The organism is Actinopolymorpha sp. B9G3 (assembly GCF_040120725.1).
Lineage (GTDB): Bacteria > Actinomycetota > Actinomycetes > Propionibacteriales > Actinopolymorphaceae > Thermasporomyces.
The window spans coordinates 80,291-100,180 of sequence record NZ_JBEEAB010000023.1 but is presented as its reverse complement, the minus strand read 5'-3'; the positions used below and the strand labels follow the sequence as shown (position 1 = coordinate 100,180).

Below are 19,890 nucleotides of genomic sequence, written 5' to 3'. Positions count from 1 at the left end.
CCGATCCCACCTCGACGTAGCCGAGACCGCTCGTCGCCACGACCCGCTGCCCGATCCGAAACCCGACGACGTCGGATCCGACCTCCTCCACGACTCCGACCCGTTGGTAGCCAGGAACAGCCGGGAACGTGATGTCGGCCCAGCCGAAGGTGCCGCGCATGACCCACTTGTCGGTACCCGTACTGACCCCCGACATCAGAGTCCGTACGAGCAACTTCCCCGGACCCACGCGCGCCAGGTCGAGCGTCGCGCACTCGATGTCACCGGGTCGCCGACACACGACAGCATCACAACTCGGCAAGGCTCCACCTCTCCGTCACTCGGGGCGAGGGGTCTCGGCCAGCATACGGAGCGCCGACCAGGCGCCGGGCACGTCGAGACTGCGGGCGGCGTAGGACTTGGTGAGCAGGGCGTCGTCGAGGTAGTTGTCGTGCTTGTCGGCCGCCTTGTTCGCGACCTTCTCGGCCAGCTCCAGCGGATCGGGCGGCGGAGCGCAGGCGAGCTGCCGGATGAGCTCCCACAGACCCACGACGTTGGTACGCCGGACGGTCAACGCCACACCGTCCTGCCCGACCTCGAGCCGGTGGTCCCTGAGGACGACCGACAGGGTGTTCATGATCTTGTCGCCGCGCCAGGGCAGCAGCACGGTGTCGCGTCCCCACGACAGAAGGGGCTGCTGGTCGAGGCTGAGCCGCCGGTATGCCGCGCGCCCCTCGGCCAGCAGGCGCTGCGCGGTCCGGTCGAGGTAGACCGGGACCGCGTCGGCTTCGTACCACGTACGCATCCGGCGGCGTACCTCGTCGGCGACGTCAGGGCCCATGCCGGGGAACGTCGGCGGTCGCCCACCTCGGGCGGGCGCCAGGTCGATGACCCGCTGCTGCGACTCGACCGCGAGCACCCGCCAACGCCGGCCGCTGAAGATCAGCAGGCTGCCGACGGAGATCGGGTACTCGACCGGCAGCGATCCGAGCGTGCGTCCGTACGACACCAGCCGGTACTCGTCGTCGGTCGTGAACGCGGTGTAGAAGCTGAAGTGGTTGATCAGCTTCTCCCCCGCCGACCCGGGGAGCAGCAGACCTTCGGTGTCCTGGCTGATCAGGTCCGCCTCGCCCATGGCGCGCAGGAGCGCGACGAACGTTCCCTTGTCGACCGTACGAAACGGCCCGTGGGCGCACAGCGCGTCGAACAGCGGCTCCGCCTCGGCGCCGCCGCGTTGGGCGATGACCGACAGGATCTGCTGGAGCAGCGTCGACAGGTGCAGCCGGTGCAGGTCAGGCGGTTCGTACCACCGCTCCAGCAGCAGGTCGACCATCGCGATCGTCTGCATCAGCTGGCTGCGCAGGGCGTCCGCGGGTGGGGTGTGGTCGGTGAGTTCGGGTTCGGAGACGTACATCCGGAGCACGGCGGGCTGGCCGCGCCGGCCGGACCGGCCGAGACGCTGGCGCAGGACCGAGACCGCAAGCGGAGAACCGATCTGGGCTACCGAGTCGGCCGAGCCGATGTCGATACCCATCTCCAGCGTGGACGTGCAGACCGCCGTCGTCGGGGTGTCGGACGCCTTGAGCCGGTCCTCCACGTGCTCCCGGACCTCCTTGGACAGGTTGCCGTGGTGGGGCTGGAACTCGTTCGGGACGTTGGCGGCCGCACTACGCCGGGAGAGCAGGTCGGTGTAGATCTCCACCAGGCCGCGGGCGTTGGTGAAGACGAGGTTGTCGCTGCCGCGCAGCGTGGCGAAGAGGTGGTCGGCGATCGCACCCTTGTCATAGTCGACGCCGGTCTCGCCGGTCGGATCGGCGTTGACCTTGACCGGATCCGCGGCGATGTACCCCCGCAGCTGCATGCGAAGCTCGGTCCTGTCGTCATTTCTGGGCGAATCAGCGTCGACGGAGGAGACGACAGCCACCTCAGGTCCGGCCCCCGGACGAAGGAACTCCGCCGCGGCACCGAAGTCGCCGAGCGTCGCGGACAGCGCGATGCGGGGAATCCGGTGCCTGACCGCGAGCTCGAGTCGGTGCAGGAGAGAGCGAAGCTGCGCGCCGCGCTCGGTGCCGATGAACGAATGCAGCTCGTCGATCACCACGTACCGCAGCCCGCCGAACAACCGTACGATCTTCTCGCCCTGGTTGACGAACAGCGACTCCAGCGACTCAGGCGTGATGAGCAGCAGGCCGTCCGGGTTACGGGTGACGAGGCGCTTCTGCGAGCCCGCGACGTCGCCGTGCCAGCGGTGCACGGGCAGGTCGAGGTGCTCGCAGAGCTGGTCGAGCCGGGAGTGCTGGTCATTGATCAACGCCTTCAGCGGACTGAGGTAGAGCGCCTTGACGCCGGGCTCCGCGGTGTCGTCCTCCGCCTGCATGGCGATGACCGAGCAGATCGGCAGCCAGGCCGCCTCCGTCTTGCCGCTGGCCGTTGCGGCGGCGACGATCACGTCACGGTCGCCGGCCATGATCGGTGCGGCAGCGTGCTCCTGCGCGCTCCGCAGCGACTGCCAGCCCTGGTCCCAGATCCACTGACGTACGCGGGGATGGAAGCGTTCGAACGCCGACGACGTCGACGGCGGCTCCGGGACGGCGACGGCCGGCGGGTCAGAGCCGGAAGCTGGTGAGGTCGTCGTCATCAGGCGATCCGGCAGATCGGACGGGAGCGGGCGCGGCGTCGTCGGCGAGTGGCGCGAGCTCCGGATCCGTCTCGGCCGCGAGACCGACCGTGCCGACCAGCTTCCGCCAGTCTTCGCCAGGGTTCTGCTCCAGCACGGCGAGCAGGTCGAGGAAACCCTTGATCGTGTTGCGTGGCGTACGAAAGTAGGCATCGCCGATGCGGGACGCGCAGTGTCGCATGTACGCCTCCAGCGCTTCGTCCGGCACCAGGTAGGCCGCCGGGTCACCGCCGGCGAACACGTGGCGCAGCTTGCCCAGCAGGATGTAGAGGTCCTCGGGTGAGAGGTTGGCGAGGCGCAGGACCGGGCCGGAGTGGTCGACCAATCCGTCGGTGGCGAAGGTGTTCTCGGCCAACCGAGACTGCAGGGCCGGATAGCTGAAGAGCCCGCGCCGGGTGTCGAGCAGGAAGTCCGGCGTACCACCGAAGACGAAGCCGAGGCTTCCCGCGCTGCCCTGCAAGCTGTCGTTGACGATGCGCAGGAGCTGTTCGTAGTTGGCGTTGCGGGCCTGGGTGTTGGCCAGTTTGTAGAGGTTGACCATCTCGTCGAGGCAGACCAGCAGCCCACCGTAGCCGGCCAGCCGGACGAAGCGGGCCAGCAGCTTCAGCTGGTCGTAGACGTTGCTGTCGTCGACGATCGTACGTACGCCAAGGGCTTTTCGAGCCTCGGTCCGGGTGGAGAACTCGCCCCGCAACCACCGCACCGCGTCGGTCTGCAGCTGGTCATCGCCGGTGTCATGGCCCCGCCAGTACGCCGCGATGACCTCGGCGAAGTCGTAGCCGCCGGTCAGCTCCGCCAACTCGGCGAGACGGGCACGGATCACGTCGTCCGGAGCCTCGGCGTTGTCGCGCGCCTGCGCCAGCGCGGCGGTCACGAAGCGTTCCACGACGCCCGCCATGGCACCGCCGTCCGGCTTGGCCCGGGTGGCCATGCTGCGCATCAGCTCGGTGTAGAGGCTGCGTGCCTGACCACCCGTGGCGTGCAGGCGCCGGTCGGGCGACAGGTCGGCGTGCACTGTCACCAGCTTCTGCTGCAGGGCGATCGACCGGACCAGGTGCAGGAAGAACGTCTTGCCCGACCCGAACTCGCCGATCACGAACCGTGCGGTCGATCCGCCGTCGTCGACGCGGGCGATGTCGGACACCAGGGCCTTGACCTCGGCGACGCGGCCGACCTGGATGTGCTGTTGTCCCGCGCGGGGTACGACGCCCGCGCGCAGCGCCTGCACCAACGTGTCGCGATCCCGTGGCCGGATCCGGGTCGACGCCGCGTCGGATGTCGTGGTCGTGGGCGCGCTCGGCGTGGTGGTTCGCTCGGTGCGCTCGCTCATCCCGTTTCCCCTAGGAGCTCCTGGAGTACGTCGTCGTCGATCTCGAGGACGTCCTCGCCGGCCGTGAGGGGTTCGTCGGCGGCGTCGAGAGCGACCTCGTTGAGAAGGTCGAGGGCACCCGCCGGTAACAACCCCAGCCCGACCGCCAGGGCATCGAAGGCGTCCCGCGGCCAGGCCGGACGCTCGGCCAGGGCACGTAGTAGCGCCGAATGCGGCGCGTCGAGGCCGGGCACGAGCTCGACCCCGCCCGATTCGTTGTCGCAGCGCCCTGCGTGGGTGGACGCAAGGTCGCCCGCGTCGTTACCTGTCTCGTTCTCCGCGTCGCTATCCGGCTCGTTCTCTGCCACGCCCGCGGCATCGCCCTCGGCGGGTTCATCGTCGGCGAAGATGCGGTGCAGCAGGGTGGAAACGGTGGCGGTCTCGGCGAGCTTGGCCTCGATCGCGGCGGTGTCCAGCGGCATCAGCGCGGGCGGGTCCGGAGCGGGCACCCGTGCCGGATCCGGAGCTGGGACAGCGGGCTCGGCAGATGGTCGCCGCGGGAGGAGGTACTCGCCCACAGCCGCGCCGCCCGCCTGCACCGTCACCGGTTCGTTCGCGGGCAACGGCGTGGGCATGCGCACAGGCCCGGGCACAGCCACGGGCGCAGGAGGAGCCAGACCCGCTGGTGCAGACGCCGCCGCGGCGGGCACCGGCGCCCGCGCGGAAGCGGGCGCGATCGCAGACCTGGACGACATGGCAGATGGAGTCGTGAGCGAAGCGTGTACGCGGTTGGGCACGGTGTCCGGGTCCAACCCGAGTCGGCGGTAACTCGTCAGCAGACTGGTCACATGATGCGGCAGCACCGTGCCGCCCGCGGTGGCGGTCGTGATGAGCAGCTCGCCGATCTTCGCCCGGAGAGTGCCGGACAACCCGTCGAGGCGCCTTCGCAGTACCGTGAGGCCGCACTGGGCCGAGGTGGCCAACCAGTGCAGATGTGCGCCCAGCCGCAGGCGTTCACCGGCGCCGAGCGGGAGGGCCGCGCACGCCAGTTCGCTCACCTGCCGGCGCTGGTCCTCGCCGAGCTGGCTGTCGGCAGCCAGGACAGCCGCGGCGAGCTGCGCGAACGTGACGGCGGCCGCGTAATTCTCACCGGCCACCGGCGGAACGTCGACATCGGTTCGGAACACCACCGCGGCCTGACCGGCGGTCGGCGCCGGCCCACCCATGCGTACGTCCGGTTCGAGACCGATGCCGAGGTGGCCGAGCAGTCGGCACAGGGCGGCGGCCTCCCGTCGCGTCATCGCGCCAGCTGCCGTGGTGGGCCACCTGGCGATCAGCTCGCCGGCGTCAACAGTGGTCGATGATGCACCAGTGAGACGGCGCTCGATCCAGCCCTGCCACGCGGCGACCTCCGGGTCGAGCGCCCGCCCCTCCGCGTCGACCACCAGCTCGGCCGGCAGCAACGCCGCCGCCGCGATCGTGTCGCCCCGGTGGTCGTGGCGGCGCAGCCAGCGGCTGTAGGCACCGAGGTCGTCGGTGACCCTGCCGACCAACTCGGCGAGCCGCCGGCCTGGTTCGTCCGCCAGGTAGAGATCGGGAACATCCCGTCCGTACCGCATCGGCCGGAGACCCGCGCTCGCGGGCTGGTACTCGACGCACAGGCGACGGGGTCCGGGCTCGACGAGCAGACCCTCACCATGGGCATCCGCGTACCGCACGGTGAACAACCGCGCGAACTCGTCCCGGCACCGGAACGCGGGAGTACGCAGGGAGATGTCGGGGTGGTACCACGCCCACGCCAGCGCCCAGGTGGCCGGCAGCCGACGTCCTTCGGTGGCGAACGCACCCAACGCCCGCCGCAGTGTCATCGGCGGTGGCCACCTCGGCTCCCGAAGCTCGGGGACGGCGAACGCGTCCGATGGCGTCTCGTCGGGAGCCCCGACCAGCTCGAGCAGGTGGGAGAACTCCGTCGCATAGCGCCGGAACGACGCGTGGGTGCCGTAGGCCTCGAGCAGGCCCTGCACTTCCGCGGCCAGCAAGGGCACCTCGGCACGCAGGGACGGGTTGGCCATGATGTCGTGGAGGAGGCGCCGCTCGAGGCCGTAGAAGAAGAGGAACACGTAACCGATCGGCACCCCCGGTGCGCGGCGACCGTCGGCGAGCCAGTGCAGGTAGGCGGCCCGGCTCTCCGGCGGGATCCGGTCGTACGACGGCCAGTAGCCCAGGTCCTTGCCGTCGGTCCCGGGACACCGGGGCGCGAGCTCCAGGTCAGGATCGATGAGTGCGGGCTCGACCCGGCCGCCACGCGCTGCCGGAAGTCGCCGGCCGAGGTAGATCATGCCGCCGGGGATGGCGTGTCCGCCGACGACCGTGTGGGCGCCCGGACGAAGCCACCGGGCATCTCGGGCGGACTGCCCGGCGAACGGATCAGCCGCCCAGTCGAGGGGGGCGAGGTCGGACGAGGTGGCACCGTGATCGTGGGCGGCGGCGCGGACGACGTTGCCCATCGACGAATCCCTGGGTGCCTGGCGTGAGGTGAGCGTTCGAACATAGTACCGGATCAAGAGATTCGGGTGCTTTCGGTCACCACGATTCGATGAGGGGGTCATCGTGCTCGTGCCGCAGCCATTCCTCGGTGAGGCGGCCGAGGCGGGCCGGGGAGGCCACACCGCGTAGGGCCGCGATCTTGCCGTCGCGGACCTCCAGGATCACCACGCCGACAACCCGGTCCTCGAGCGCGGCGATCATGGCGGGGGAGCCGTTGACCATGCCGGAGTGGATCGCCGGGGAGCCGCCGGCCAGTTTCCGTTTCGCCGGAGTCGGCTTGAAGCCGGCTCGCATCGTGGCGGCGATCCGCTCGGGGTCCGAGGTCCGCAGGATCTTCCCGCCCAGCCCGGCGCCGTCGGAGATCGCGGTCGCGTCGTCGGTCAACAACGCCAGCAGCCGTTCGGTGCGACCCGAGGAGGCGGCGTCGACGAACGCCTCGACGATTCGGCGCGCGGACGCATGGTCGACTTCACTGACGTTGCGCTCGGTCGCGATGCGGCGCCGGGCCCGGTGGGCGTGCTGCTGGCTCGCGGACTCGGTGATGTCGAGGATCTCGGCGATCTCGGCGTGGCTGTGGGAGAAGGCCTCGCGCAGGACGTAGACCGCCCGTTCGATCGGCGAGAGACGCTCCATCAGCGTCAACACCGCCAAGGTCACCGATTCGCGCTGCTCAACGGTGTCGGCCGGGCCCAGCATGGGGTCGCCGTCGAGGAGCGGTTCGGGAAGCCCGTCGCCGACCGCGCGTTCGTACCGCCTACTCGCCGAACGGAGCCGGTCCAGAGACAGGTTGGTGACCACCCTGGTCAGCCACGCCTCGGGCACCTGGATGCGCTCCCGGTCGGCGGCCTGCCAGCGCAGGAACGCGTCCTGCACCGCGTCCTCGGCGTCGGCGGCCGAGCCGAGCAGACGGTACGCGAGCGAGGCCAACCGGTCCCGGTTGGCCTCGAAACGCTCCACGGTGGCGGCGTCCACGAACGCCACCCTAGACGGCCATCTAGGCGGCCACCGCCTCCTTGTGGCCTCCGGTCGTGGTCGCGAGACGGCGCTTGCGGGTCGGCAGTCCGTAGGTCGGGTGGCCCATGTTCCAGGCGGTCCCGTTGAGGACGAACGCCTTGACGCGCGCGGCGGCCCGACCGCGCAGCGACCACGACGTCGACCGCGCGTCGCCGTCGACCGCTTGGAAGATCGCGTCCTTCCCTCCGAGGCTGATGCAGTTGCCGAGGTAGGCCAACGGGGTCGTCGAGATCTTGCGACCGGTCAGGTCCCCGACGATCGCGGCCGTCGCCTGCATCCTGGTGAACCCCGCAGAGGCGCAGGACATCGGCAGCGGCCGACCGTTCTCGCCGATGGCGTAGACGCTGTCGCCTGCGGCGTAGACCTCCGGATGCGAGACCGACCGCATCATCCGGTCGACGGTGATCCGGCCGTCATCTTCGACTGCGAGACCGCTGGCGGCGGCGATGGGGTGGACGGCGAAGCCGGCCGCCCACACGGTCGCGTCGGAGGAGAAGGTGGTGCCGTCAGCGGCGACGGCCTTCGTCGCCTCGACGCGCTCGACCGTGGTGTGCTCGTGGACCGCGACGCCGAAGCGGTCGAAGGCGCGCATCAGGTGGCGGCGGGCCTTCGGTCCGAGCCACCCGCCCAGCTCGCCGGTGGTGGCGAGGGTGACCTGCAGGCCGGGGCGGCATTCGGCGATCTCGGTGGCGGCCTCGATCGCGGTCAGGTTGCCGCCGACGACCAGCACCGTCCCGTTTCCGCCCAGCTCATCCAGGTGCTGGCGCAGGCGCAGCGCCGCCGGCCGTCCGGCGACGTGGAAGGCGTGCTCGTCCACGCCCGGAACGCCGTGGTCGGCTGCCGTGCTGCCGAGTGTGTAGAGGAGAGTGTCGTACTCCAGCCGGTCGGTGCCGGCGCCGTCGGTCACGGTGACGGTCCGACGCTCGGGGTCGACGTCGGTCACGCGCGCCAGGTGCAGCCGGATGCCGGTGCCGGCGAACATCTCCGCCAATCCGTAGCGGCGCAGGTTCTGGCCGGCGGCGAGCTGGTGCAGGCGCATCCGCTCGACGAAGTCGGGTTCGGCGTTGACGACGGTGATCTCGAAGTCGGCGGGTTGGAGTCGGCGGGCGAGGAACCCGGCGGCGGAGGCTCCGGCGTATCCGGCCCCCAGGACGATGATGCGGTGCCGCATGATCGTGCTCCTGTCTGTTCGCTTGCCCTCCGAACGAGACAGCACCCAGATTCCTGACAGGGATCGACTATGGAGTGGATCACCATGCACTAAAGCAGTGCGTACGACCTTCTGATTCTCGCCAAATCGCTCATTCCCCCACCAAGGGCCACGACTCGCCGGACCACGACACACGGCGGGAACGAAGCGCCCGGACCCCGCTCGGCTCAGCGGTACTCGGCGAGGCGTGGCCGCACGCCCAGCAGGACGAGCAGAGCGATCCCGGCCACGGCGCCGGGAAAGATCAGGTGCCAACCGTTCAGTGCCTTGTCACTCTCGGCGATCGCCCGAACGAATGCCTGCCTGTGATCCTTGATGAGCGCGACCATCGTGCGGTCGGTGTTGGCGAAGCCGTCGAGCAGGGGCCCCATCCGTTCCTCGATGCCGCGCAGCTTCTCCGCCGACGCGACGTTCTGGCGTACGTCGAGACGGTAGCTTCCCTCGTTGGCCTGCAACGTGTTGTTGGCGGCCCTCGACCGGGAGACCGAAAGGATCTTGTCGTGGCCTTCGGCCTTGGCCGCGGTGAGGTTCTCCTGCGCGACAGACAGCACGAAGAGGCTGGTCACGACGAGGACGAACGTCGCGACGGTCGCCAGGACGAGCGCCGGATTGAGGATGCGGCGGAACCGCGCCGACAGGTAGACCTGCAGCCCGATCAGGGCGAGGATCGTGGCGAGCCCGCTCACGGCGATCCAGAGCGGGAGGTTGCTCACCTGCGACTGCGCGCGTTCATAGGTCCCCTGCACGGACTCGTCACTCTCCACGGTGACCGTCCGGGCCTTGGGCAACACGTCGCGGTTCATCAGCGTGTTGGCTTCGCGGTACAGGTCGATCGCCTGTTGCGGCAGCGGACCCGTGCCCTCCGTGCGCGCGTCCAGGATCATCGCCTGGGACGCCAGGCGTTCGTACTTGCCGATCCCGTCCAACACCTCCCGGATGGTGTCGTCCTGGCCGCTGTCACCGGCGGCGAGACTGGTGGCCTGCATGACCGCGCGACTGGCCTGGGTGCGGCGATCCTCGTACCGCTCCAGGGCGGCGGTCCGGCTGATGCCGAGGCTCGCCTCCCTGCCGGCCAGCAGGACGTTGGCGACCTGCGCGTTCATGTCGCTGAGCGCGTAGTAGAGGTCGCCGGTGGCGACGACCTGTGGGCCCGCGCCATGGCCGATGACGCGTACGCCGTCCCGGGCGTTGTCGATGGCCAGACTGCCGAACGTCGCCAGCGCCCCGAGGGTCAGGACGACAAGCACGGTGAGCATGCGCACGCGGCCCGGCGTCGTCCGCGCACGACGCAGGAGCCCACCGGCCGGTGGGGCCGCCGTCTTCACTGCCACCTCGCGTTCATCCCTTCCGGAGAGTGATGACGGTCCAGGCGCCGAGGTAGATCCGGTCGCCCTGGCGCAACGGAACTTCGACGTGTGCCGAAACCGGCTCGGGGTTGTCGTTGAGCAGCGTGCCATTCGTCGCGCCGAGGTCCACCAGCGACCACGCGCCGTCGGGCTTGGACAGGAGCACGGCGTGTTGGTGCGAGACGGCCGGATCCTCCGGCGGAAGGCTGAGATCGATGTCCGGCCGGATGCCCCGCCCGACGCTGCGGCGGCCGATCTGGACGAACTGCGCCGTGAGCGGATACTGCCGCTCGGGGTGGTACGACGGGTACGGCAGCGTGGTCGGGCTGGACCCGGTTTCTGCCATCAGCCGCTCGTAGTAGTCCCGGTCGGCACCGACGACGGCGATCCAGTCGACGCGGCTACCCGGCCAACCGCTCCCGGTCGATCCCGGCCAGCCACTCTCGGTCGATCCCGGCCAGCCACTCTCGGTCGATCCCGGCCAGCCACTCGTCGCCGGAGCGGCGGGCGGGGGTACCGCCTGGTGTGACCTTCTCGCCTGGAGCGTGTCGAACCCGCATCCTTCACAGAACCTGTCGACGAGCCGTTCACCGCAGACCGGGCAGTCGGGGGTGGACGACTCCGAGACCACGCCCAACACCGTGGTCGCGGACGTGCTCGTCGAAGGCATGCTGGTCATGCGGATCCCGCACGTCTCGCAGTAGTCGCTGTCGGCGGACTGATGACCGGCTGGGCACGTCGACATGTCACTCCTTGCGGGTACGAACGGTGCGGGTCGACCGGGTGTCGAGTGACATCTCGTCGACCTTGTCGACCACGGACTTCAGCCGCACGGTTCCGGACTCGTGGTCGATGACGTCGACAACTTTGTCCAGGAGCGCGGAGGTCGCTTCGTTCCCCGTCTGTCGCGCCAGGGTGACCGCCCGACCAAGCCGGGTCGTCGCCGTGTCGAGGTCACCGGACCGTTTGGCGTGCAGGCCAGCCTGGATGACCTCGGCGAGTTCCTGCTGACCGGTGTAGTGGGCGACCTGGGGATCGATCACGGTGTAGTCGCCCTCCTCGTCGGTCCACGACGCCAGGACGTTGCCGGACGCCAGGACCTCGGGCGGATCCCCGGGCTGGACCAGGCGGACCCAGGCGGCCCGCATCTCCTGACCGACCGCACCCGACATCACCTCGATGCAGATGTGGTAGTCGCGGACCTCGTTCCCCCACGAACCGGTCGGGAAGTCGTACGCCATCCGACCGGCCTTCACGCCGCGCTCCGTCAGGTCCTCGACGCTCGGAAGGACCTGCCGGACGAACTTCAGCCGCGACGCCTCCGGCCGCCAGATGCGCAGGGCGACGTCGCCGATGGACTTGCCCATGGCGTGCTCGGTCATCGCGCGGAAGTCCGCTTCGAGGTCGTTGGGATCCGGAACGATGTCGACGCTTCCCAGGAGGGCCGAGGACACCCGGCGCAACTCGTCGGGCTCCCAGTCGGTGCCGACACCGCGACAGTCACACACGAAGCTCCCGGCGACCGCCGAGAGAGTCGCGCCGAACTGCTCCGGCGCCTCGTGTTCGTTCTTGCCGTCGGTCAACAGGATCGCGTGCCGGAGGTCGTCGCGGTGCGGAGCGAAGAGTTGGGCCGCGAGCTGGAGCCATGCCCCCATCGCCGTACCTCCGCTGGGAGCCAGGCCACCGATCGCCGCCTTCGCCTCGATCTTCGTACGCCGGTTGGCCTCGACCGTCTGCTCCTCGCGCGGGTAGACCATGGTGGCGACGTGGTTACCTGCGACCACCGCGAACGAAACTCCGTCGCGGAGGTTGTCGACCGCCTTCATCGCGGCCTGCCGGGCCGCCATGATCTTCGTGATCGGCCACTCCATCGAGGCCGACGTGTCCAGGATGATGACCTCCGCCATCCCGGTGTCGGGTTCCTCGCCCCCCAACAGTCCACCGAGTCCGGTCGACTCGATGGTCACAATCGCGTTGACCTCTCGCGCACCATGGGCGAGAAACTTGTTCTGGGAGATCGTCAACGTGAAACCGGAACCACCATTCATCCTCTATGCCCTCCCTCGGGTGGGTACGGAATCACGACCACGGTGACGTTGTCATGACCGCCGGCGTCGAGCGCCAACTGCACCAACGAGCGCGCAGCCGCCATCGGCGCCTTGGCAGCGCCAGGAACGGCCGCGGCCAGTGCCTCGGCCTGGGGAAGGTACTTCCACAGGCCGTCACTGCAGATGAGCACGGCACCAGGAGCGCCGGGCTCGCAGCTCACGATGCGCGGGCGGATGTCCTCCGCATCCGCCCCCAGCCACTTGACCAGGGCGCCGCCGTTCGGCTGCCTCCTGGCCTCGTCGTGAGTCATCTCCCCCGTCTCGGACAGATGGTTCACCAGGGAGTCGTCCTTGGTGAGAACGACAGACTGCGTCCGCGCGTCGGCGGCCAACCAGTACGCACGGCTGTCCCCCACCCAACCCACGGTCACCACGTCGCGCTCCACAATGGCCGATACATAGGTGCAGGCTGGTGCGTCAGCTGGTGATGTGGCAAGGGCCGACACCGCCTTCCCGGCACTGGCCACCGCCGCCTTGGTCGCCTCACCCGCCTGGTAGCCCGCACGGAGATGCGCGACCAGGGCCTCGGTGCCGACGTCGACCGCCGCCTGCGAGGCACGGTCGGGACGCGGCGAGTTCGAGATGCCGTCACAGACCACGGCCACGACCCCCCGCTCGTGACCGAACACGTAGTCGAGGACACCCACCGAGTCCTCGTTGCGATAGTGCTCCAGGCCCCGGTCGCTCACCCCCGCCGCACCCGGGTGGTCGACCTCCATGCGGTCACGAGGCTGCGGTTGCCTCGGCAGCAAGCGGTATCCGCATCCCTCGCAGTAGGTGTCGGCCTGATGCGCGGGGTATTCGCAGGACGGGCAGGTCAACACGTCTACACCCACGTTCTCGGTCGTACGGAGTTCGCGAGGCTCACCATCGTGTACCGCTCGTCCTTGCCCGACGAGTGCTGGGCCAGGCGGCGATAGGTCCGGGCGAGCTCGCGGCGCAGTCCGGTGTCGGTCATCGGCGCGCCGAGCACGGTGGTGCCAGGTCGCACGGGCCGATCTGCCTGGACGTACGTCTGCGCGGCGCCGAGGATCTCGACCGCGAGCAGGTCGTGGCGTACGGCGTCGAGCCCGAGGGCCTGGAGCCGGTCCGCGGCGTTGGTGATCTCGGCGTCGGTCATGGTCTCCGGCCGGCGGTTCCGTACCGCACAGGCGATGGTCGCCACCTGGGCGGGGATGTAGCGGCTGGAGACGCTCGGCACCGTGTCGAGCACGCGGATCGCGCTGGCCCGGTCCTCATCCGCGACGAGGATCCTGGCCAGTCCGAACGCCGCGCTCACGTACGTGCGGTCGGTACGCCAGATCGTGTCGTAGAGGCTCGCGGCCGAGCCCACGTCGCCGACGCACTCGCGGGCGAAGGCGAGGGCGAGCTTCGTGGCAGCTTCGCCCGGCAGCATGAAGTACAACTCGTCGAAGCGTTCGGAGGCGATGCCCAGCTCGCCCACCGACAGCGCCGCCACCGCGTCGTACCAGAACACTCTCCAGTCACCCGGCAGCGTCGAGGCGAGGTTGACGAGCAACGCCTCGGCACGTTTCAGGTCACCGAGCGCGATGGTGGTCCGCGTCATCATCAGCATGACCTCTGGCGACTGCACCGGACTCGCCTGCAGCGCGGCGAGCACGTCGTGCGGATCGCTCGTGGAGAGGCCGGCCAGGAAGGTCGCGGCCGGGTCGCTCGGGTCGACCAACGGGACGGGCAGCGCCGCCGCCGCCTGCATCGGGTCGAGGACACCGAGCACCGGACCCTGCGTGCCCTCCAGCCCGGGGATCTCCGTACCCGCCGGGTCGGTCTCGATGCCGAACAGCCGGGACTGGCCGGGGCGCGGCCGCCCGTCCTCGGAGGCCAGCACCTCACGCAGGATGCCGGTGAGCTGCTCGGCCATCTCCGCCGCGTCCTGGAACCGCACACTCGGCTCGAGGTGAGTGGAACGTCGCAGGAACCGGTCCAGTGAGTCGTACCGCTGGAGGAGCGGGATCTCCTCCCGCGGCGGGAGCCGGTCGGTCAGCTTCGTCGAGAACCCCCTGAACGGGAAACTGAGCACGGCGAGGGTCCGCCCGACCGTGTAGAGGTCGGACGCGATCGAGGCGCCGGTGGTCGCGATTTCAGGCGCCTGGTAGCCGACGCTGCCGTAGATGTCGCCTTCGGCGCCGATCCGGGTGACGCCGCCGAGGTCGATCAGCTTCAGCTGCTCCTCGGACTGGATGGCGTTCTCCGGCTTGAAGTCGCAGTAGAGCAGACCCCGCTCGTGGAGGTAGCTGAACGCCCGGAGCACTTCGAGGATGTACGCGATGGACTGGCTGAGCGGGATCGAGGCGAGGTCGCCCTCCTCCTTGCGCAGCTCCAACAGGTGGTCCTTGAGCGACCGGCCACCGACGTACTCCATGACGATGTAGCCGACCATCTGGGCCGTCGACGGGTCGAAGTGGCGGACGAAGTTGTAGATCTTGACGATGTTCGGGTGCTCGACCTCGGCCAGGAACGCCCGCTCGGCCGCCGCGGCGATGAGGGCCTCGGTGTCGCCGGCGTTCAGCAGACCCTTCATGACGACCCAGCGGTCGTTGACGTTGCGGTCCCGGGCGAGGTAGATCCAGCCGAATCCGCCGTAGGCAAGACAACCCAGCACTTCGTACTGTCCGCCCACGAGGTCCCCGGCCTTCAGGCGGGGTACGAAGGAGTACCGGCGACCGCACTTGCGGCAGAAGCCCTCCAGCCGCCCGGGCACGCCTGGCCGACTGCGGCCAACCGGCTCGTTGCAGCCGCTGCAGAAGCGGTCCTTCTCGCGGACCTCGGGCTTTTCGAGGACCGCTTCGGCGGGGTCGCGAACGGGCACCGGGACGACGTCGACCAGTCCCGCGCCGAGCGTGCCACGTTTGGCCGAGCGCGACGTGCGGCTGCTGGTCGTCCGCGTCCGCCCACTGATCCGGTGGGAGATGGACCCGGTGGAGATGCTGCGGGCCGAGGGGCTCGACACCACCGACTGACTCGAGACGCTCGACACTCTCGAGACGCTGGACGGGCTTGACGGGCTGGACACACTCGACGGGCTCGAGCCACCCGACGGGCCTGAGCCACCCGAAGGATCCGACCCACCCGACGGGTCTGAGCCACCCGACGGGTCTGAGCCACCCGAAGGACCCGACCCAACCGAAGGACCCGATGCACTCGCCGGACCGGACCCACTCGCCGGACCGGAAGGCTGCGGGGCAGGCGACGTCGGCGCGAGCGACGTCAAGGGAATGGCACCGCCCGGTCCGCGAAGCTCCTGCTGGAAGTGTGTGGCGGGCTGCGGCGAGCCCGGCGGCGGCCCACCCGTCCAGCTTTGGCCGTTCGCCGGCCCACCAGGACCCGGCGACCACAACTGCGCCCCGCCGGGATCGGCCGTCCAGGACGACGGCGTGCCGACGCCTGGTTGCATGGGTCCGTTGGCCGCAGGCATGCCCGACGGATGCGCTGACCCGGGCGGCTGCGGCGGCCCCAGGGGCGCCTGCGCCGGCCTGGCCGCTTGTACCGGCGACAGGCCACACACGTTGCAGTAGCCGTCCTCGACCTCACCGGTGCACGCGAGATCGGTGCATCGAACCATCCGGCCATTCCTCCTCGCCCTGACCGCCGACCAGTGCCGGCCTGTGGTGCCGGCACTGCGGTGCGGTTGGCACATGCGGACGTACGCTCCACACCCCACTCGCGTGGAACTGCGCGAGCAGAGAGATGGCGGGGCCAAGTCTCGCCCACTGTGGCGAGTGGGAGCAATAAATGGGAATAACCCGAAGTGGCCGGAGAGGCCAATGACCCGCCCGTTTGGGTTGTCTCTACGTTTTCACATCGTTTGTACCAGTCCCGCCAGGCTGTTCCGAGCGCTGTTTCCCAAGCGCCACAAGGAAAACGACCGCACTCTGTAACCGCTTGCGTGCGTATGGCCACATCGCGGCACCTAGAGCACAGGTTGTGCGGGATCGCGTACATTTGGGCCGCCCCATCTCCCTGGCTGGCGAGGATGGCACAGAGCATGACGTCGACATCGGACCACTTCGGCGCATCCCACCGGGAAGTCTCCCGGCGCCGCGTCCTCGAGATCTTCGGTCTCGGCGCGGTCGGCGCGGTCGGCGCCACCGGCCTGACTGCCTGCACCACAGGCAAGGCCAGGTCAGATGGTGACGAGACATTCGCAGCCAGTGACGGCCCGGCGTTCCATGGCGGTTGGCCGTATCTACTGCCGGCCGATGGCGGTCACTTCAACCTGTTCTCAGAGCTCCAGAACCGCGTCGACCTGGGGGCGTACTTCGACCTCATCGTCGCACCAGGCGGCATGTGGTACTGGGCCCGCGAGGAGTGGCTGTACCTCGTGTGCGAAAGCTTCGACTTCGACCAGAAGTCGTTCGTCTACAACGTCGCCGAGAACCTGACCTGGAACAACGGCGAACCCATCACCGCCAGGGACGTCGAGGCGACGTTCTGGTGTCGCTGGATCATGCGCCAGCAGGAGTGGACGTTCATCAAGTCCCTGGACGTGACGGGCGAACGTCAGGTCACGTTCCAGCTCACCAACCCCGCCGATGTGGTCGAGCGCTTCATCATCCGCGCGAACATCTTCCCGGCCCAGATCTATGGCGACTTCGCGCTGCGGGCGAAGGAGCTCTTCGAGTCCGGTGGCTCGATGGACGACCCCGAGGGCGGCAAGCTCAGCGACGAGTTCCAGAGCTGGCGCCCGAAGGACCCGATGGAAGACCCGTCCGAGGTGATCACGTCAGGGCCCTTCCGTTTTGACTTCCAGGCCTATGACGAAACCCGCCTCGTCCTTCGTAAGCAGACCAACGGGGTCCTCGCCGACAAGGTGAGGTTCGACCAGATCGTCATCTACAAGGGCGAGACAGCGGACATCACTCCCAAGGTGCTCGACAAGTCGGTCGACTTCGCCACACACGGCTTTCCGCTCAAGACACAGGAGCGGTTCGAACAGCTGGGATTCCGCGTCCTCAAGCCGGTGACCTATATCGGACCGGCGATCACGTTCAGCCTCGACAAGGTGCCGATGTTCAAAGACGTCAAGGCACGGCAGGCGCTCGCCTACGCAATCGACAAGGCACAGGCTGCCGAGGTCTCCCTGGGCGAGTCGGCGTACCCCTCGGAGTTCATGGCTGGATTCTTCGACATCCAGGTCCGCGAGTGGCTCACCGAAGCCGACCGGGCCAAGCTGGAACCGTACAAATACAACCCCGGCAGGGCGGAACAGCTGCTGGTCGAGGCCGGCTGGCGGAAGTCGGGAAACCGCTGGACCATGCCGGACGGCCGACCCGCCAGATTCGAGTTCCTCTACCCCAGTGACTTCGCCGACTGGGGTGCTGCCGCGGTGAACGTCATGGAACAGCTGATCGACTTCGGCTTCGCGATCGAGGACAAGGGAATGGTCAACCCCGAGGTCATCCCGCTGATCCCTAAGGGGGAGTTCGAGCTCGCGATCCAGCAGTGGAGTGACGGAAGTCCGCACCCGTACTTCTCCCTGCAGATGGACTTCATCACGCAGAACATTCCCGTGGCGGTCAGCCAACTCGGCCGCGGCATGGCGTTCGAGCTCACCCAGAACACCGAGGCCTTCGGCAAGGTCGACATCCAGAAACTCATCGCCGAAGCCGGCGCCGGGCTCGACATCGAGGCGCAGAAGGCGAAGGTCACCCAGCTCGCGTTGATCTTCAACGAGCTACTCCCGAAGATCCCGATCTTCGAACGTCTGGGCAACAACGCCGCCCTGGAGGGCGAACGCGTGAAGGCGTGGCCACCCGACGACGACCCGATCTACCAGAACGCGCCGTACGACGACAACCACGCCGTCATGCTGCTCCTCGAAGGCCGGCTCGAACCCGCGTGACACCCGCCGCCAGTGGCCAACAAAGTGGTCACGGGCGCGTGCAACGTGGCGGCCGACTCTGTCTATGATCGTCCCCATGGCCGATGACGAACTGGACTTCGAGTTCACTCGTAGCCGACGACGGCGCATCGTGATCAGCCAACCGCGGGTGATGCCCGTCCTGTGCCGGGACACCTCGCACACCTGGGTCGACGAGGATGCCATCGACACCTACTGTCGCGCGTGTGGCGCGACACGGTATGTCGAGCTGTGGGACCTGCCCCCGGACGACGACAGTTAGTCGAGCCGCTCGCTAGGCGAGGTCGAGTACGACGTACTGGCCCTCGACCGTGACGGGGATCGTCTCCGCGACGTACGGACCCCTGACCCTTCCGTCCTCACCTGGCGCCGACTCGAGGATCTCGTCCCCTCCCCTGACCTCCGGTTCGTACGCGGCGACCCGGAGACGGTCCGGATCGCACCATGACTGTCCGGTCCGGATGTGGAACTCCCAGCCGTGATGGACGCAGCTGAGGATCTCGCCACCGGGCGTGTAGTCGAACTCCCCCGGTACCGACGCGGTGACGGTCCCCCACAGCTTTCCGCGGCAGAGCTCGGCACCCTGGTGGGGGCATCGGTTACGCAGGGCGAAGAACTCTCCGCTCAGGTTGAAGATGCCGACGGACCGACCAGCGACCTCGACGATCTTGCGGTCACCGGGAGGTATCTCCTCCACCGTCGCGACGACGTACTTCACGGCAGGCGGTACAGTCTGCGCGCGTTCTGCCGGAGCACCTTGTCGCGCGCGTCCTTGTCGCGGAGTAGCGGCACGGCACGCGCGGGTGTGTCGCCGTCCCAGTGCGGATAGTCGCTGGAGAACAGCAGCCGGTCGACGAACCCCGGATACTGGTCCAGCATCTGTCCGAAGTACTCCCGCTTCTCCGGTTCCTCCACCGGCTGGGTGGCGAGGTAGACGTGCTCGTCGAAGTACTCCGACGGCGGACGACGCACGTGCGGGACCTCGTGCCGCAGAAGCGTCCAGGCGTTGTCCATCCGCCAGCGAAGGGCCGGCGCCCACGCGAAGCCGTTCTCGACCGAGACGAACCGCAACGTCGGGAACCGCTCGAACACCCCCTCCATGATCAGGCTGGTGATGTTCGCCTGGACGGAGATCGCCGGTCCCACGTGGTCCTCGATGTAGTACGACGCCCAACCCGTGCCGGTGATCGGGTTCCCGCACGACCCGAAGGCGTGTGACATCACCGGCAGGTCGAGCTCCGCACATGCCTCGTAGATCGGCCAGTACCGCCGCCGGCCCATCGGCTCCCTCGGCCGGCCACTGAACTGCACCTGGACGAACCGCCGGTCGTCGCCGAGCCTGCGGATCTCGGCGACCGCCGCGTCCGGGTCCTCCGTCGGCACCGCGATCGAGGAACGCATCCGCGGTTCCCGATCGAGCCACTCCGCGGCCTGCCAGTCGTTGATCGCCCGCGCCAGGGCCGCCGCGAAGTCCAGATTCTGCATGCCCGTCACGGGATTGGACGGGATGAGGACGCAGTACGCGATCCCGTACCGGTCCAGGTGGTTCCTGCCCATGAAGGCCACGTCGGAGCCGGACTTGCGTCCCGAGTCCGGCGCGGTGTCGGCGGCGTCACCCCAGAACCGTGGATAGCCGCCACCCGCGTAGTGCCCGGGACCGAACTCGTCGAGCAACCGGTGCCAGCGCTCGGCGACGAACGGCCTCAGCTCCGACAGGTCGTTCCAGGTGTTGTGCGTGTCGCAGTCGACGATGCCGACCTGGGTGTCGGGCTTCGGCCGGCCCGGTGCCTCTGTCACTGCGGTCATGAGAATCCTCCGT

The 19,890-nt window shown here is 68.8% G+C and carries 15 protein-coding genes; 2 read left to right on the top strand and 13 right to left on the bottom strand.

Going from position 1 to position 19,890, the window contains the following annotated elements; genetic code table 11:
* The 11 genes from ABNF93_RS28995 to ABNF93_RS28945 all read right to left on the bottom strand — a co-directional run.
* Positions 1 to 280 (bottom strand): alcohol dehydrogenase catalytic domain-containing protein (locus ABNF93_RS28995; protein WP_349331393.1); only part of this gene is annotated, 280 nt, incomplete at its 3' end.
* A gap of 36 nt (positions 281 to 316) precedes the next feature.
* Positions 317 to 2,617 carry a DEAD/DEAH box helicase gene (locus ABNF93_RS28990; RefSeq protein WP_349331392.1) on the bottom strand — a complete coding sequence of 767 codons (2,301 nt, stop codon included), beginning with the start codon at positions 2,615 to 2,617 and terminating at the stop codon, positions 317 to 319.
* The gene (locus tag ABNF93_RS28985; protein ID WP_349331391.1) at positions 2,586 to 3,986 is read right to left on the bottom strand and encodes an ATP-binding protein; all 1,401 of its coding nucleotides are present in this window, start codon (positions 3,984 to 3,986) and stop codon (positions 2,586 to 2,588) included. The genes ABNF93_RS28990 and ABNF93_RS28985 overlap by 32 nt, the downstream gene beginning before the upstream one ends.
* Positions 3,983 to 6,472 (bottom strand): TerB N-terminal domain-containing protein, encoded by a 2,490-nt coding sequence (locus ABNF93_RS28980; protein WP_349331390.1) that lies wholly within the window; start codon positions 6,470 to 6,472, stop codon positions 3,983 to 3,985. Before ABNF93_RS28980 ends, ABNF93_RS28985 begins: the two co-directional genes overlap by 4 nt.
* Before the next feature lie 76 nt (positions 6,473 to 6,548).
* Complete coding sequence (locus ABNF93_RS28975; protein ID WP_349331389.1) at positions 6,549 to 7,484, bottom strand: sigma-70 family RNA polymerase sigma factor; 936 nt, start codon at positions 7,482 to 7,484, stop codon at positions 6,549 to 6,551.
* A gap of 22 nt (positions 7,485 to 7,506) precedes the next feature.
* A complete protein-coding gene (locus ABNF93_RS28970; RefSeq protein WP_349331388.1) occupies positions 7,507 to 8,697 on the bottom strand; it encodes an NAD(P)/FAD-dependent oxidoreductase in 1,191 nt (396 codons plus the stop codon).
* A gap of 206 nt (positions 8,698 to 8,903) precedes the next feature.
* Entirely contained in the window at positions 8,904 to 10,067 is a 1,164-nt protein-coding gene (locus ABNF93_RS28965) for a GlnX family signal transduction membrane protein (RefSeq protein ID WP_349331387.1), read from the bottom strand.
* 7 nt (positions 10,068 to 10,074) lie between these two features.
* Positions 10,075 to 10,827, bottom strand: coding sequence for an FHA domain-containing protein (locus ABNF93_RS28960; RefSeq protein WP_349331386.1), 753 nt, complete (start codon positions 10,825 to 10,827; stop codon positions 10,075 to 10,077).
* Position 10,828: 1 nt separating this feature from the next.
* Entirely contained in the window at positions 10,829 to 12,130 is a 1,302-nt protein-coding gene (locus ABNF93_RS28955) for a vWA domain-containing protein (RefSeq protein ID WP_349331385.1), read from the bottom strand.
* Positions 12,127 to 12,909, bottom strand: a complete 783-nt coding sequence (locus tag ABNF93_RS28950; protein ID WP_349331384.1) for a PP2C family protein-serine/threonine phosphatase — start codon at positions 12,907 to 12,909, stop codon at positions 12,127 to 12,129. The genes ABNF93_RS28955 and ABNF93_RS28950 overlap by 4 nt, the downstream gene beginning before the upstream one ends.
* A 107-nt stretch (positions 12,910 to 13,016) precedes the next feature.
* Positions 13,017 to 15,110, bottom strand: coding sequence for a serine/threonine-protein kinase (locus tag ABNF93_RS28945; RefSeq protein WP_502877647.1), 2,094 nt, complete (start codon positions 15,108 to 15,110; stop codon positions 13,017 to 13,019).
* Between the two features lie 1,086 nt (positions 15,111 to 16,196).
* Between ABNF93_RS28945 and ABNF93_RS28940 the strand changes: the two genes are divergently transcribed.
* Both ABNF93_RS28940 and ABNF93_RS28935 read left to right on the top strand, forming a co-directional pair.
* The gene (locus ABNF93_RS28940; RefSeq protein WP_349331383.1) at positions 16,197 to 18,053 is read left to right on the top strand and encodes an ABC transporter substrate-binding protein; all 1,857 of its coding nucleotides are present in this window, start codon (positions 16,197 to 16,199) and stop codon (positions 18,051 to 18,053) included.
* Positions 18,054 to 18,129: 76 nt separating this feature from the next.
* On the top strand, positions 18,130 to 18,333 hold the full coding sequence (locus ABNF93_RS28935; protein ID WP_349331382.1) for a hypothetical protein: 204 nt from the start codon (positions 18,130 to 18,132) through the stop codon (positions 18,331 to 18,333).
* Between the two features lie 12 nt (positions 18,334 to 18,345).
* Here ABNF93_RS28935 and ABNF93_RS28930 read toward each other — a convergent pair whose 3' ends face one another.
* On the bottom strand, positions 18,346 to 18,789 hold the full coding sequence (locus tag ABNF93_RS28930; RefSeq protein WP_349331381.1) for a Rieske (2Fe-2S) protein: 444 nt from the start codon (positions 18,787 to 18,789) through the stop codon (positions 18,346 to 18,348).
* Positions 18,786 to 19,877, bottom strand: a complete 1,092-nt coding sequence (locus ABNF93_RS28925) for an amidohydrolase family protein (RefSeq protein WP_349331380.1) — start codon at positions 19,875 to 19,877, stop codon at positions 18,786 to 18,788. The genes ABNF93_RS28930 and ABNF93_RS28925 overlap by 4 nt, the downstream gene beginning before the upstream one ends.
* Positions 19,878 to 19,890: the final 13 nt, after the last annotated feature.